Origin of the sequence: Mycoplasma simbae ATCC 49888, from assembly GCF_000702705.1 — a bacterium.
Classification (GTDB): Bacteria; Bacillota_I; Bacilli_A; order Mycoplasmatales; family Metamycoplasmataceae; genus Mycoplasmopsis; species Mycoplasmopsis simbae.
The window spans coordinates 106,520-122,401 of record NZ_JNJG01000006.1 but is presented as its reverse complement, the minus strand read 5'-3'; the positions used below and the strand labels follow the sequence as shown (position 1 = coordinate 122,401).

Annotated in this window: 13 protein-coding genes; 4 read left to right on the top strand and 9 right to left on the bottom strand. The window is 31.3% G+C overall.

What is annotated here, in order from left to right; all coding sequences use genetic code 4:
• The 8 genes from T329_RS03845 to T329_RS0102110 form a co-directional block, all read right to left on the bottom strand.
• Positions 1 to 201, bottom strand: a 201-nt coding sequence (locus T329_RS03845) for a helix-turn-helix domain-containing protein (protein ID WP_029608804.1), incomplete at its 3' end; no start/stop codon positions are given.
• 128 nt (positions 202 to 329) lie between these two features.
• Complete coding sequence (locus tag T329_RS0102140) at positions 330 to 1,619, bottom strand: hypothetical protein (protein WP_029608803.1); 1,290 nt, start codon at positions 1,617 to 1,619, stop codon at positions 330 to 332.
• 7 nt (positions 1,620 to 1,626) lie between these two features.
• The gene (locus T329_RS0102135; RefSeq protein WP_029608802.1) at positions 1,627 to 1,905 is read right to left on the bottom strand and encodes a hypothetical protein; all 279 of its coding nucleotides are present in this window, start codon (positions 1,903 to 1,905) and stop codon (positions 1,627 to 1,629) included.
• Between the two features lie 9 nt (positions 1,906 to 1,914).
• On the bottom strand, positions 1,915 to 2,943 hold the full coding sequence (locus T329_RS0102130) for a carbohydrate ABC transporter permease (protein ID WP_029608801.1): 1,029 nt from the start codon (positions 2,941 to 2,943) through the stop codon (positions 1,915 to 1,917).
• Positions 2,852 to 3,967, bottom strand: coding sequence for a carbohydrate ABC transporter permease (locus T329_RS0102125; RefSeq protein ID WP_051630136.1), 1,116 nt, complete (start codon positions 3,965 to 3,967; stop codon positions 2,852 to 2,854). Before T329_RS0102125 ends, T329_RS0102130 begins: the two co-directional genes overlap by 92 nt.
• The gene (locus tag T329_RS0102120; protein ID WP_029608799.1) at positions 3,957 to 6,053 is read right to left on the bottom strand and encodes an ATP-binding cassette domain-containing protein; all 2,097 of its coding nucleotides are present in this window, start codon (positions 6,051 to 6,053) and stop codon (positions 3,957 to 3,959) included. Before T329_RS0102120 ends, T329_RS0102125 begins: the two co-directional genes overlap by 11 nt.
• Positions 6,054 to 6,065: 12 nt before the next feature.
• Positions 6,066 to 6,890 carry a thermonuclease family protein gene (locus T329_RS0102115; RefSeq protein ID WP_029608798.1) on the bottom strand — a complete coding sequence of 275 codons (825 nt, stop codon included), beginning with the start codon at positions 6,888 to 6,890 and terminating at the stop codon, positions 6,066 to 6,068.
• Between the two features lie 80 nt (positions 6,891 to 6,970).
• Positions 6,971 to 9,226 (bottom strand): P68 family surface lipoprotein, encoded by a 2,256-nt coding sequence (locus T329_RS0102110; RefSeq protein WP_029608797.1) that lies wholly within the window; start codon positions 9,224 to 9,226, stop codon positions 6,971 to 6,973.
• Positions 9,227 to 9,603: 377 nt separating this feature from the next.
• Here T329_RS0102110 and T329_RS03785 point away from each other — a divergent pair, with 377 nt between their 5' ends.
• Positions 9,604 to 11,868, top strand: a complete 2,265-nt coding sequence (locus T329_RS03785) for a S8 family serine peptidase (protein WP_029608796.1) — start codon at positions 9,604 to 9,606, stop codon at positions 11,866 to 11,868.
• Between the two features lies 1 nt (position 11,869).
• Complete coding sequence (locus tag T329_RS0102100) at positions 11,870 to 13,126, top strand: hypothetical protein (RefSeq protein ID WP_029608795.1); 1,257 nt, start codon at positions 11,870 to 11,872, stop codon at positions 13,124 to 13,126.
• A 60-nt stretch (positions 13,127 to 13,186) separates the two neighbouring features.
• Here T329_RS0102100 and T329_RS0102095 read toward each other — a convergent pair whose 3' ends face one another.
• Positions 13,187 to 14,431 carry a hypothetical protein gene (locus T329_RS0102095; protein ID WP_029608794.1) on the bottom strand — a complete coding sequence of 415 codons (1,245 nt, stop codon included), beginning with the start codon at positions 14,429 to 14,431 and terminating at the stop codon, positions 13,187 to 13,189.
• Between the two features lie 110 nt (positions 14,432 to 14,541).
• Here T329_RS0102095 and T329_RS0102090 point away from each other — a divergent pair, with 110 nt between their 5' ends.
• The gene (locus T329_RS0102090; RefSeq protein ID WP_029608793.1) at positions 14,542 to 15,060 is read left to right on the top strand and encodes an MHJ_0274 family protein; all 519 of its coding nucleotides are present in this window, start codon (positions 14,542 to 14,544) and stop codon (positions 15,058 to 15,060) included.
• Positions 15,041 to 15,859, top strand: coding sequence for a CDP-diacylglycerol--glycerol-3-phosphate 3-phosphatidyltransferase (gene pgsA / locus T329_RS0102085; RefSeq protein ID WP_084273869.1), 819 nt, complete (start codon positions 15,041 to 15,043; stop codon positions 15,857 to 15,859). The genes T329_RS0102090 and pgsA overlap by 20 nt, the downstream gene beginning before the upstream one ends.
• The last annotated feature ends 23 nt before the right edge of the window (positions 15,860 to 15,882 follow it).

Here is a 15,882-nt window from a genome sequence, read left to right as displayed (position 1 = left end):
GTTTTTGGCTTTTATATCCGCGATATTTGACAAGTAATTACCATTATTATCTGAATTTCTCTTCAACTCTCTCGATATTGTTGAAGGAGAAACATGTAAAATCGAAGCTATTTCTCTAATTGAAAAATTCTTATATCTAAGATTTTCGATCAAGAATCTTTGATTTTTATCAATATGAGAATATTTTTTACTATAATTCATTTATGTCCTTTCTAGTACCAGTAGATAGGGCATTTTTTTATTAAAAATGCAACACCAGTATTATATTACTAAGTGTTGCACTTGAATATACAATTTGGGAAAACCAACTTTGAAGTTGGCTTTTTTGTTTATTTTCAAATTGAGTTTGCGTAAGTAGAGCCAAATAAATCATCTACTAGTGTATAACCAGCAGCATTTAATTCTGCTTTGGTTGTGTAAAGGCTAATTTGGTTTTCGTTAGCGTTTTTAAAATCGGCAGCTGGGTTAAATAAGTATGTATTTGCACCGTGCTTAAATTGAATTAAGTATTCTTTAGTTCCAGCTTTATCAAAGGCTAAGATTTGAATGTTGGCTGGATTAATTGAATAAAGTGCAAAGGCAACTAGTTCACTTAAACCGTATTTGCCAATACCTTTATTGTATTGAGCTACACGTTGATTAAATGTTTCTTCGTGTCTGTTGATAAATACAGTGTTAATTAGCTGAGAAGCTTTTTTAGCTTGATAATACTCGCTTGGATTAGCAGCAAAAGCATAAATTCTTTCTTTAACTGCTTCTAGCTGCTTAAAGGCTGAAGCTTTAAACATAGCGAATTTACCTGATTTATCTGTGGCGTAGTTTTGGTTAATGTATTCGTTGAATGTAGGGTTTTGTAATACGTAATAAATTGGCGCTAAAGCTGATAGAGTAGATTGTTCAGCGTCAGCTAATTTAGCAATAACCTTGTTAGCTACAGAAATAATGTTACGGTATGCTTGTTTAAAAGTTTCTAGGTTAGCTTGTTTTTTAAAGGCTTCATTAAAGAAAAGATTTGAGTATTCATTGGCAATAATTAATTCAGTGTTGACGTTGACATCGGCTGGACTAAAGGCGTTTTTAACGCTTTTAGTTGCTTGTGAGCCTTGCATGTCTTTATAGAATAATTTTTCGTCGCTAGCTTGGCTGCTATCGCCTCAAACTTTGTTTAATAAGTTGTATGCGTATGGACTTGAGCTGAATAAATATTCAACAAATAAAGCTAAAGCTTCTTTTTTAATCACGACACTTTGGCGGTTAAATTTGCCTTGGGCATCACGAGTAACAAAAGTGTTGTTGATATTTAGATTGCTAATGTTTCAAGCTTCGTTGAATTGTTCTAGCGTTAAATATCGCACAGAATTAAGGTTTTTAAAAACGTTGCTAAATACAGTTTTTACGTGAGCGTATTGCTCGGCTGGAGCGGTTTGGTAAATGTTGCTTTGGTCTAATAAAGTGATAAAGTCGTTATAAGTTTTATTATTAAAGATATTGTTGTTTGAATTTTGGAAACGTGCTTTGGCAATGATTTCATTGTCTTCGAATGGATTAACGCAGGAAAGTGTAGCAATAGGCGCTGCTAAAGTAAGCGGTGAAAGGCTGAAAAGTATTTTTTTGTTCATATTTGTCCTATAAAGTAGCGTTATAGCTTCAAGATTTAAAACCTAAAAAGCAAATTGCGATTGAAATTGTTAGTACAATACTGCTAAAAGCCAACACACCTATACCATAAGCTTTATAAGCACGGTATTCACCCATAATGCTATCTTGCACTCTTACGTTGGTGATTGTTTCAATATCGTTATTGATACGCACAATTAAGATGGCACAAATAATTGAAACAATCGCTGCGATAATACCAATCAATAATCACGTCAATGTGTATTTTTTAATATTAACTTTTTTCATATTTGGTTTCTATCCTTTAATAGTGCTTCCTTGACGACTAATCGCATTCATAATTTTCTTACGAGCAACAAAGAAGAAAATAAACATAGGTAGAATAACTAAAATTGCACCAGCCATTTTAATGTTGTAGAAAGTACGTGGGTCTTGACCAGAGTGATCCACCCCAACGTCGAATAATCACACAGACATAACTCTATAATCTGTACCAGCAATTAAAGCAGGTCATAGATATGAGTTTCATGAGGCAAGTGTGGTTAAAATGATAATGGTTAAAGTGGTAGGAGCTACCATTGGAATGGCAATTTTGAATAAATATTTAGCACCAACAGCGCCATCAACCATGGCAACTTCTTTAATTCTGTTTGGAATTGATTCAAAGGCGTTACGGTACATTAAGGCGTTAAAGATTGAAGCCACAAATGGAATTGCGATAACAAACAAGTTGTAGTTAAATAGTCCAAATGAGTCAGTGTCTTTAGGTTTAATGGCGTTATTCATTTGCACTACTATTCATTGTTGTCCTGATAATAAGGCAACTTCTGGTAGTACAAGTAGCATCATTAAAAAGCCTCAAATTAAGTCTTTACCATATCATTTTTTCAAGCTGAAGGCATAGCCTAATAGCATTGTGATAAAGATTTTAAGTACTATCGAAATTAAAACGTTAGCAAAGGTTAACACAAATGAGAATAAATATCCTCTTGATCAACCCGCGGTCCAAGGTCAAAAGGCGCTTGTTGAACCGGTTGAAGCTGATTGCAAGTTACTTCACAGCTGTCATGATGTTGGTCAAATGCCAGCTGAACCATTTTTAACTAGATCGGCTTGAGTGTTGCCCATCGATCCCATTAAAATCATATAAGCAAAAGGAATTAGTACAACCATTGCAAAAAATACTAATAAGATTAATTTTAGTAAATACTTCGTTAAAAGAGTAGCTAAAGAACTATCATGTACTTGAAGAGTAACTGAATCTCTCTTGCGTTTTAGCTTTAAATTGGCTAATTTCCGCTGAATTTTTAATTTTGTTTCAAACATCAGATTCTCCTTTGTTAATTGAAGCTAGTGCTAAAGCTCTAAAACCAGCACGAATGATGGTTGAGTATGATACCCCAATGATGAAAAGAATTATTGAAGCAGCACCGGCTAAACCGAAGTTGTTTTGTTCTTTAACGAAGTAGTAAATAAATAGCATAATGGTTGAAGCACCAGCATTAAGCGCTAGTACTGGCTTGTTTTCGAATAGAGCTAGTGGGAACACTTTAATACCATTAATAATTCCCATAGTCATAATGAAAGTGATAGTTTTATTGATTGAAGGCAAGGTAATGGTGAAGAATTGTTTAGTTCCACCTACGCCATCAATGGCGGCTGAACGGTATAGGTTTTTGTCCACTGACAGCATGGCGGTAGTGAACAATAAGATGTTGAAAGCTAGCGAGCTTCAAACACCATTAATTAGCATAACTAGCATTGATTTAAAGGCAGTTCGATCGGTTCCACCTAATCAGTCTGTATCGCCTGCAAAACCAAAGAAGCGTAGCACTTGGTTGAATTGACCATTAGTTTGGAAAATTTGCACAAAGGCTAGCGAAACAGCAACGATGTTAGTAACGTAAGGTAAAAAGAATACAGTTTGTAAAAAGCCTCTAATTCTTTTACGTATTACTGTGGCTATTAGCGAAGACACTAACAAGGAAATAATCATTGATAGTGGCAACACTAAAATACCATAAATAAACGAGTTACGTATACCGACAGCAAATTCTAATTGTTTAAATAATGAAACTACGTTGTCAAATCCTACAAATTGAGTGCTTCCAGAAGCGCTCTCAACAGTAACTGCTGAATAGATGTTTCTAATGAAAGGAACAACAGTGAAGGTGATCAGTACTGATAAAGCAGGTAAAATAAGCATCAAGGCAATTAGGAAGTTAGTACGTCTATCTACTACTGATTCACTAATTGCGTTATTTTTCTTGGCTTGACGCGCAACTGAGAAGTTGAATACAAACTTGTTATTAGTTTGTAAGCTTTTTGCACGGAAAAAGTTATTGAACATTGTATTCGATTCTTTCTTCGCTAAGTGCGTCGAAAATGTGTAATCTGTTTGTAGGAATGTTGAAGTGAATTGAATCGCCAACTTTGAAATCGTATTTATTGTTTACTAAAAAGTTTAATTTGGTGCCATCAGCTAATTTAACAATTAGTTTAGATTCTTTACCAAATTGTTCTACGGTTACAATTTCACCGTGGAATTGAGCTTGGCTTGCATCGCTAAAGATTGTATAGTCTTCAGCACGCACACCAACATTAACTTCAGCGCTATCTTTGCCTTCTAGCACAATGTTTGGAATTTTTACACCCATCACGCTTAAAGTGTTGTTTTCATATTTACCAGGTAATAGACCCATTTCAGGCATACCTAAAAAGCGTGCCACGAATTGGTTAACTGGTTTGTTGTATAACTCCATTGGAGTTCCCATTTGTTGAACTTTAGCAGTGGACATACATACAACAATATCAGAAATAGACATAGCTTCTTCCTGGTCGTGAGTAACAAACACGGTTGTAATACCTAAGCTTTGTTGAATTTCACGAATTCATTGACGTGTGTTGATACGTAATTTGGCATCAAGGTTAGATAAAGGCTCATCCATTAATAAAATTTTTGGTTTTTTAACAATCGCACGTGCAATTGACACACGTTGCTGTTGACCACCTGAAAGTCTGGTTGGTTTTTTCTGTAAAATTCCCAGAATATTTACACGTTGAGCAACTTCAAGCACGTCACGGTGCATAGCTTTAGGAATTGAAATAATATCTTTAGAAATTTCTTCAATTTGGGCTCTTTCTTCAGCACTTAAGTTGAAGTTACGAAGTTTTTTATCTTGAGTAATAACTTGTTTAAAGTTAAATTCTGCGTCTAATTCTTTTTCTAAACGATCATGTTCTTGTTGCATAATGATTGGCACAATACGCATGTTACGTTGAGCACGTTTGACTTGCTCTTTACTAATGGTTGCTAATTCTTTTTTAGCTTGAGCTAGTTCGTCTTTAAGTTGTTTAATTTTGTCCACGCTTTCAGCGTTAATTTTAATTAACTTGATTGCGTGTTTGCATACAGTTTGTTCGTGTAATAAATCACGTTCAACTTTAGCTAATTTAATTGCGTCTTCAAGTTTATAGTCCATTTTGTTTTCAGCAGCAATTAATTGAGCGTAGTGTTCGTATTTGTCGTATAGTGCGTTTAAATCAGCTAAATGTTCCTCGCCTGTTGAAGTTGGACGAGTGAATTTTAATAGTCCACTTTGTTCAATTTCGCTTATTAAAGTAGGTTCTTTAACTTCGCGTACAATCCCGTTAGCTTTTTCAATACTTTTTTCGTATTTTAAGTTAGCAACAATTTTTTTGTATTCTTGCTTTAGATCGCTAAAACGTTCTAACACATTTTTGGCTAAAATTGTTGATTTAGCTTCAAATTTGTTTAAAGCTAATTTGTAAGCACTTTGAGCGGCTGAATAAGCTTTTCTACGATGTGAGATTGCTCTTGATAAAAGTCTTTCTAACTCATCAAGTACGCCACGTGTGTTGATTACATTTTTTAAATATTCATCACGTTTTTGCTCGCTAGCACCTAATTTTGCTAAGTAAATGTTATTAATTTTAGTTTTAGCAATAAGTGCTTTAGTGATGATTCCATTTTGTCATGCAGGGTCATTTTTTAGTGGGAAAGCAATGTTTGCATACACACTCATATGCGGATAAAGTGCATAGTTTTGGAACACAAAACCGATTTTACGTTTTTGTGGAGTTAAGGCAGTCACGTTTTTGCCATAAAAACGCACTTTACCACTGCTAATGGTTAACAGACCCGAAATTGCGTTTAGGGCTGTAGTTTTACCTGAACCCGAAGGACCTAGCAATGTAACTAGTTTACCTTCAGGAATTTTAAAACTAACATCATCAACAGCTAAAGTTTCACCAAAGTCAATGTATACGTTTTTTAGCTCAATAGCAGGTAAGTCTTTGTCTTCTTTTTGTGAAGCGACTGAGTCTAAAATACGTTGGTATTCTTGGTAATCTTCTGGTGTGTATTTAGTGATTTTCTTTTTTAACAAGTTGATTAATTTATTAATTATTCTCATGTTATTCCTTTTCTATTCATAGTGGCCATCAGCTTTATATACGCGTTCGCCATAGTAGAATACATATTTAGAGTTGGTGTAAGATTCCGAATCGTAAGCTCAAAACGGCAATCATGATGAACCAATTGGTTTTTTCTGGTAAATTTTTGCAAAATCGTATGGGCTTTTACGCAATCAACCTGAACCATAAAAGCCACGTTTATTATCGTAAGCAGCTTTTAGGGCTACACCTAACATGTAGTAGGTGTAGTATTCAAGTGTGTATGGAATAGACATAGAAGCTATTAGTTTATTAGCGTCGCCAGTGTAAGGCAGTGTTCAACCAGCACGAGTAATTTCAACTCCATATGAACGCATTGGTTCATTGATTTGGCCTACATCTGTGCCTGGTTTATAGAACACATCACCAACAACACGCTTGTACGCGTCTCTGTCTCCGCTTGAAAAAACGTAAATAATTTGACGATCTTTTAGTTGTTCGCTGGCAAAATCAGAAGCTTTACGAGCTCAAAATTGCTCGTTTTCACCCGCAGGAACGCCTCCAACAGCTTTTTCAGGCGTGTCAATACCATGAATTCTTAGTCTATATGTTTGCCCCTCTTCAATACCAATTTTTGGCTTAGATTCTAGAGCAATAAATTCTACTGTGTCGCCATCAGCGTGACCACTAATTTGGGCTTTGAATACTGAGTTTTGGACAGATTTAATTTGTGGGTTTAACTCAATGTCTCAATTGGCAGTTAAATCCCGGTTATTTACACCACACGAAGCACTAACTAGTGCACTGGCAGGTGCAAGGCTAAGTGCTAGTGGCATAGATAAATGTTTAAATTTCATATTTTCCCTTTCGATGGGCCTCAATGGTAATTTAAACATTCGTGCTTGAGGCACAAATGTTTAAAAAATTAGATTAAGGTTTATTTGAAGTTTACGGTTGCAGCTTTTAGGTTGGTTGCAAGCAGTTCAAATGTTTGCTCGGTACCGTTTTCACGAATTGATTTAGATACAGTTTGGTAAGTTGAGTTGAATACTTCTCTAAATGAGTTTGATCATTTACTTGTTGGCTCTTCGTATCAAGTAACTTTTTCGTCAGCAAATAATTTGAATGCTTCATCTAGGTATTTATTTTCTTGTCTTGCTTTTTCAAGAGCATTGTCTTGAGCAAATCCTTTGTAAGGAATAATGTATGAAGCTGTTTCTGAAATGAATGCTAAGTTTGAAACTTGTTTAGTTTTTTTACCAAATTTGTAATCTCTTGGGGTTTTGTCTTTAAATACAAAGTTTAAGAATCTTAAAGTAGCTTTGTTTTGAATTTCACCGTTGTTAATTACGTATAGGTTTGGACCTTGTAAGAATGAAGTTAGCTTAGTTGAGCTTGCGTCGTATTTTTGAGGTGGAATAAAGGTGATTAATTCATCTTTTTGTAATGTATCGGCAATTGTAGGTACATTTACTTGGTATTTGCCTTCTACTTTTTCAGCTGTAGCTTTTTTGAATTTGTAAATTGCTCATTGAGCTTTTTGTTTAGGGGCGTCTTTACCTTTTTCAAATTCAGTTATCACACCTAATTTTTCAAATAATTTAGTTGCTTCTGTACCTGCGTATTCGTCAACTTTGGCCAGTAATGCTGTGTCAGCAACGTCAACTTTGATTAAGTATTGAGTTTCAGGTAAAGCCTTAAGTGTATCTACTAATGCATCGTCAGCAGCTTGTGTTTGGTAGTAGAATCTATCTTTTGTTGTTTCTGTTGATTTAATGAATTCGTTGTCAAAAGCAAATGAAAGAACTTTTTTCTCTTTTACGGTTTTTACTGTACCAACGTTTTGAACACTAATTGAGTGTTTTGGTTTTTTGCTTTTTTGGTCTAATACATCTAAGAATTCTACGTTTGGTTTAACGTTTTGAGCATCGATGTAATTGTATTTGTAACCTGCGGTTGAGCCAAAGCTTGCACCAGTTTTGTGAACTACTTGGTCAGTTGATGAGTATGAACCACCACCATAAATTTTGATAGCACCTACTGAAATAGCTTTGGTTATTAGGTTAAATACTTCTTGGTTAGCTTTGTAAGCTTCTGAGTTGGCATCTTTAATTGAGTCAAATTTAACAACAACTTTACCTTCAGCATCTGTGTCAACAGCCATTAGCATGTTTGAATCGTCACCACTTAGTTTTGAGTACACAACTGTGTTTAAAATACCAGATGGGTCGTCAATACCTAATAGTGCAACTGTTGATTTATCTTTATCTGATGAAGTTTGGAAAATTTGAATTGCATCTGTAATGAATTGAATGTATGTTTTAAATTCTGTAAATACATTTTCACCAATTGTTTTGTTAGGGTATTTATTAGCTGTAAAGATTTCATTAATTTTAGCTTGGTCTTTAGCAGCACCAAAGTAGTTTTCGCCTTTAATGATTTCAACGTCAGCATTAAAGTCTTCTGCATCAACTTTAAATTTAGTTAGTAATGATTCAGCAATTGTAAATCCATTATCTTTTAAAGTTTTTAGAACATATTTGTAAACAGGACCATTAATTCCAAATGCAACGGTTGATTTTAGGAATGGTAATGAATAATTTAAGCCTGGTTTAACACCTTGAATTTTGTCGTTAGTTGAAGCAAATCTTGTTTCAAATAAGTCTCTTGACAACGCTAAATCACCAAATGCTTTGGCGTCTGATAAGTCCACTCCTCTTTCACGCTCAACAATTTCTGAAATAGTTGAACCGTAGTTAATTGTCATGTTTGGAATGCTTTTAACATCTTTGTTTGTCAATGAGCTAAATAGGTTGTTGTGACCCGCTCCATATCCTGAACCGTTGTTTTTTAGAGAAACTCTCATGTATGTACGAACGTTTTTAACAGCTTCATCAAGTTGTATTTGAAGTTCAGCTTTTTTAGTTTTGTCTTTTTCAGCTTCTAGCTTAGTTTTTAATGCTGTAACTGCAGCTTGAGCTGCCTCTTTTTCTTGAGCTACAACTTCGTTGTATTTTTCAATAACACCTTCTAGAGCTTTAAATTGTTCCCTACCTGATGAAAATGTTACGTGGAAAAGTAACTCCTCTCTAGTATCATCAAATTCAGCAGATCCACATGATACTGCAAACATAGGTGTAGCAGCAGCAAATGTACCTGCGAATGAGCCTAATAATAATTTATTTTTTTTCATTGTTCCCTTTCGAAAAAATAATATTAAAGAATTAATATCTAATATGCTTACAAAAAATATATTCCCTACATTCTATATAAGCATAATAATTATAACATTAATACTATAATAACTGTTCATTATGGCTATATGTGGGTGGATATAGTAGTAATTTATCGGCACGGATTAATTGCATTTTATGAAAGTGAAAAACTAATTACGTAACCTCTTCAATATTTTTTTATTTATTGCCATTACTATAATTATTATTTGTTATCAATATTATTCTTTAGGTTTATTTGTTTTTATTTTTTTAGATTTTGCAATTCAATAACTTTGAGAGATGCTGTAATTTTGCTTTTGTTATAAAGGAATATAATTTAATTAAAGGGGGATAAATGAAATTAAAAAACGCTACTAAATTCATGTCTTTGGGAACAATATTTGTACCATTGACTTTGGTGTCTGCCAAATTAGAGAAAAACACTAATTATGAGAACACAATTATTGAAAAATTAGGCGAAAGCAACTATGAACTACTAAAAAAAATTTATTTACCATACTATGAAAAATTAGGATTAAAACGACACTTAAAAAATAATGAGTATTATTCCACATCATTTGATAAGGTCGGAATAATCGAGGTTGATGGAATAGATAAGGATTATTTAGTTTCTAAAAATAAAAATTTTAATATAAATATTCGTGAAAATTCAAAAAATAATTCGTGATCAAATCATGGATATGCAGTGAGTTCTATTATAGGTACGGATTTGGGGATTAATAAAGATGCAATAATTTATTATGACTATTTAAATAATGTAATTAATGGAGAATATACACACTTGTTTGAAAAAGTTAAATTCATGCATGAGAATCACGGCGTTAAATTATTCAATATGAGTTTATCACATTTTAATACGCCATACCTATACTACAAGAACGTAATATTTCCTAACGATAAGCTTGAACCAATAATACCAACAAATGATATTACATTTAATTTTGATATAGAATTTTTGAACGCAGTTCATTACTTATGTGAATTAATAATTGATTACCTTTACGTTGCAAACGAAGATTTTAATTTGTTATATAAGGAATCAGAAATCACACAACAATACAGATTAATTAATAATTACATTTATAAAAACGATATCAAAATTGTTAAAAGTTCTGGAAATTCAAATTTTGGACTCAAAGATGTAATAAAAAATGTTTCATTCTTTAAAGATAATTATTTAAATACAAGCCAATTAATTCAAGGTTTATTAAGTTTTATTAATACGTTTAATTCTATGCATGAAGACACACAAAACAGATTCTATAATGAATCATTATTTAATGAATTTGATGCAAAATTTCTTTCATTTTTATTATTGAAAAATAAATATAAAAAGGTTAGTCTTGATAAAAACAAAATATTCGCTGAAATATTTAAATTTGAGTATTTGAATAAATCATATATGAAGTGACAAAATTTAACATATTGTGAGAATTTCATTTATGTTGGAGCAGTGGATTTTGAAAATAAAGCAATGTACTTCTCATCACATAATGATTCAGAACACAATGATTTTCCATTAATATCGGCATATGGTAATTCTTTGTCAAAAGATAGCTCTAGTATCGATGCCACAAAAAAACACAAAAGTAATATTAGAAATCTTTATGCGATTAATGCAGACACATTAATTAAGGATAAAATAAATTATCTAATTCATTTCGATGGCACAAGCAAAGCTGCACCAATGATTACAGGATTATTGTCGTTGCTACAACATAATCTAAATAGAAATCTATCTATAGCCGAAGCAAAACTTTTATTAATGAGTTCTTCTACATACTCAACTAAAACAAAAAATGTCCCAAACCCAAATTCGATAGAATACCTACTTAACTCTGATGAATTATTTAACGATAATATGTCTAAAAGTAAGACAGGTTTTGGCATTCCTAAATACTTTAAAATGCATAAAATATTTAGTAATGATCAAGTTATAAACGTTAATAAGTACATTAAAAATGTTGTAGACGCATCGGAACCAGGTAGTGCATTTGCCCTAAATGAAAAAAATATTACAAATGCAGAGAATATCACAACGTCATTAATTTTGGTTAAGGATTTTCCTTTTGAACAATACGTTATTGACTACGGATTAATTGACGATGGTTTTGAGCAACTCATTTCACAGGCTATTGATTATGCTAAGACAACTAGCGATTCAAAAATGCATTTACTCCCACCAAAAGATAGAGATAATATAAAATTACATTCTAAAGTAAAATATTCCTATAATACTCATATTGATAATAGTACGTTAAATATTGTCGACACACATTCTATGTCCAGATGAAGCGATTCAAAATTAAGTGACATTGAAAGAACATATTTCAATGTCAAATCTAAAAAAAATGATGTCGCTTTATCAACCACTATACTACTAAAAGAGTTGGATTATTATTGTAATGCGTTGTGAAATTATATGCAATATACAACTGGGGATTTAGATGACTATATATGATACGGATATAGAGATAAAATTCTATCTAGAAACACAAATTCAAGCCAATACTATAAATATGTTGACCAAATTAGAAAGTTATATTTTAAATATTTATTACAACACTCAACAATGCTGGCGTTTATAGGAGTAGAATAAAATGAAATATCATTATTTAAAAATACTCCCTTTATTGCTTATTCAACCTTTAATGGCATCATGTGTTACATCAAACCAAGATAATAAACCTTGCAATACTTGCGGAAATTCTCCTTTTGACCGTTTGATGAAGAAATGAAGCTACAATTTAACTAAAAAAGAAATCGATAAATACTGAGGAAGTAATATGTTGGGTCACTATATTGTAGCCTTGCATGAGAAACATAAAGATAAAAAATTTGATCAATTACTCATAAAAATGCTGGATTCTTTATTTGGCGATAATAAGAAAGAATTACAAGATAAAAAAGTAGTATGAGGTTATTTATCATACATAGATCAATACGAACGTTTTAAAAACTTTTATGTATTTCATAACATTGATGCCCAAGTGGAAACGCCAAATTCTTCTAAAGTAGTTGAAACTACTCATTACAAATCTAATAATGCTTTAAATTTATTTAAAAATAACTCACAAAATACACAAAATTATGCAAATTATTTCAAAATACTATCAGTTTTGAACGCTTACGAAAATACATTGGGCGTTGAAACGTTTTATCCTAATCTAGTTGAAATCAAGTATAAGCTTGATCCAAGCTTGCCAATTTATTATCAAGAAACAAATACAACCACCAAAAAAGACCCCAAACAAATTCCAAAAAAATATACCAGTGATTTGTTGATGATAAAAAAATCTTGACGCAATATCCAAAATTATAAGCTTATGAGAAATAATTACTTATTTGATCATTTCGAATCTTTACGTTTTAAAGATACAGCGATAATAAAAAACAATGATAAATATTTCATTTCTATTTCCATTAATAAAAAATCACTAAACAATCTAAAGTTTGATATTGATGTATTCGATCACAATGATAAAAATTTTATTAAGCTAGACATTACTGAAAACATTACAGATTTGTCAAATTTTATTGATTTTATTAAGTATTTTGACTATAAAAACAATACACAAAGCTCAAAAGTATATTTAGATATTACTGATAAAGTCGCAGCAAAAGGAATTAATAATTTAAGCACTGTTTATATTAACGCTGTAACTCCATTTAATCGTTGAATAAATTTTGATTTAAATTTTCATTTCCAAAGTTTTCTAAAATATTTTGATTTTTATAAAAATACATTGAATATTAATACACCATTGTTAATTACTAGAGAAGGACTAGATTTTCAATGAAATAGTGAATCAGAGTTTAACTCAATAATAAGTTATATAACCGACTGGGATGATTAATTGCTATACACAATTTGAAATTAAACAAAAAGCAACGCATATTTCAATATTGCGTTGCTTTTAATTAAAATTTTTATAATGTTTTGATAAATCGTTGTATAAATTGGTTCAAATAATTTTTTCTGGATGCAACCTTGAATGAAAAGGTAATTCATGTTTAAAATTGTCATTGATGCTAATAAAAGCCTTTTTATTTAATTTATTTAGTCAAGATTTAAATTCTTTGTTTGCTTTTGACAAGTTTTTAGTTCATGCCTCTGTTTGGTCAAGCAAGCCTAATTTTTTTAAATTTAGTGAACTTTGGGGACCTATTTCGTAGATAAAATCAGTTAATTTTAGGTACGAATCGTACACTTTTTGATACTCTATATAATTAGCTGGATATATTGTGTCTATATACTGATTAATTTTGCCATCTAGCTCAAAATTTACAATATTTTGATTATATGTATTTACACGTTTTAAAGCTAAATTGGACAAAAACAACAAATATTTTTGATACAGTATATTGTATTCAATATTTAGAAAATGTGGCTGTCAATAATTTGATAAATTATTGACTTCATTTCCATACTTTTCAAGCTGTTTAGCAAGATCTATAAGATCATATTCATAGTAGCTGTTGACTTGAGCTAAATTTGCGTTTAGCTGCACTTTATCATCATTGTATATTTGTTTAATTATTTCTATTTTATTGTTTGCTTTAAAAGCATTTTCCAGTTTTTTGTCTTCTACTAATGCATTGCTAAATTCTATAAGCGTGCTTAGCTGGGAGTTAACTAGTTCAAGTCCCATGGTATTTTTATCTTCTAAAGCAAGCTTATAATAATAATTTGTCGCTGTGAATAGATTATCTAAAACATAAAAAAATAGGTGAAAATTGGTCTTAACACTTTTTAATAAACTCTTGATTTGATCTGATAATTCATCATAGTTTTGCAACTCATAACTAAATTTTTCTTGATTGAATTTTGCTTCTAACAAATTCTCAATTTTATTGAAATTTTCAGTAATTTTTGCATACATTATTGATTTTGAAGCCGCATCATTAGTGTTTTTTAAATCTCTATATAGGATCAGATCATTTAAAAAATACTCTTTAGCCAACAAGATTTTATTGATTTTGTTATCTTCAATACTAAAGTCTTTTCCTTTAGTTATTTCAAAAGTATCAATATCCAAAAACACGTTTTTGTATGATTGGTAAATACTTTCCTCATCACGTTCATCGCAACTAGTCGACAGTGTAATTAAGGGCAATAGTGCACTCGGGCTCAAAAGTTTAACGATTTTATTAATCTTCATAATTTAATTATACATATAGACTCCTAAAATAGTATATGATGAATACCTATAGATACACTAAACTAATGTATAATTAAAATTAATATGTAATTCATAATAAGGGAGGTAACATGCCATCATATACAATGTGAATAATTTTTGGTGCAGTAATTGCTATTTTAATCGCTTTTTTCATCTATTCTGCTGTCAAAGACAGTTTGAATAAGAAAAAACGCAAGCAAAAGGAAATTCAATATCGTTTAAAAAGCCAAGAAGTTAAACAGGAATTAATTATTAAATTACATCATTTGGTTGCTAAAAACGAAAAAATGTTGCAAGAATTTGAGCCAAGCATTGGTGAGTACAAAATGAAAGAAATAGTTGACAGTGCTCGTGCTTATTTATTGGCCCAACAGCAAGAATCTGACTTTAAAGAATACGTGATTAATAATCCTGATGGTCAAGAAATTATGCTTTCGTATGAAACTCTTAGAGATAAGCGTTCAACTGTATGAAAAAATGAAGCGCAAACATTAAAATTTATTGAAGATGAATACTTGCTTATTGATCAACAAAATCAAAAAGATTTAATTGATAAAGTTGTTAAAAATATTGAGGAATTTTATAAAAATGAATTGAAAAAATCTTAATTTACCTAATAAATTAACTCTGGTTAGAATTGAATTATTAGTCCCTTTTTTGTTAATAGCTTCGCTATATATTGTGCTAGATAGATTCCATGGTGATAGCTATTGATTCTATCAAATCCTATCAAGAATTTTAATTGCATCGTTGCTAGCAATTTTTATTGGAGCAATGATTACTGATTATTTTGACGGTTATTTAGCTCGCAAAAATAAAATGATTACTTCTTTTGGTAAGTTGTGAGACCCAATTGCGGACAAAATTATTACAACAGCCGCTTTAATCTTTTTATCAGTAATTAGCAAAGGTTTTGTTTCATATATAATCGTTACTTTATTTGTGGTTAGAGATTTAGTTGTTGACGGGTGCAGAGTGGTGATGAAAGAACACAAAGTTGATGTTGCTGCATCAATTTGAGGCAAAATTAAAACCTTCACCCTTTCATTAGCTTTAATTTGATTATTTATTTTAAATATTGTTTGACCTTCATTGGACTATACCTATTTATCAGTGGCTGGTTTAAGCTACAACACTACTATGTGAGGGATTTGATGACCAATCAATTTACCACTATTAGTTGCTTTAGTGTTTAGCTTATTGTCAGGTTATTTATATGTGCGTAAAACATTAAAAGCAATTCGTGTGGCTTCTGAACCAGTTGTGATCAATAAAACAAGTAAATTTAGTGCAAAAAGAACAGCAAAATCACAAAATTCTTCAGATTTAGAAGCTAAATTTAAAGACTCTGAACAAGCTGAAATAGTTGACACAAAAAACAAGGATAATTATCTACAACAAAAATAATGTGCATCAATTTAATTGCACAT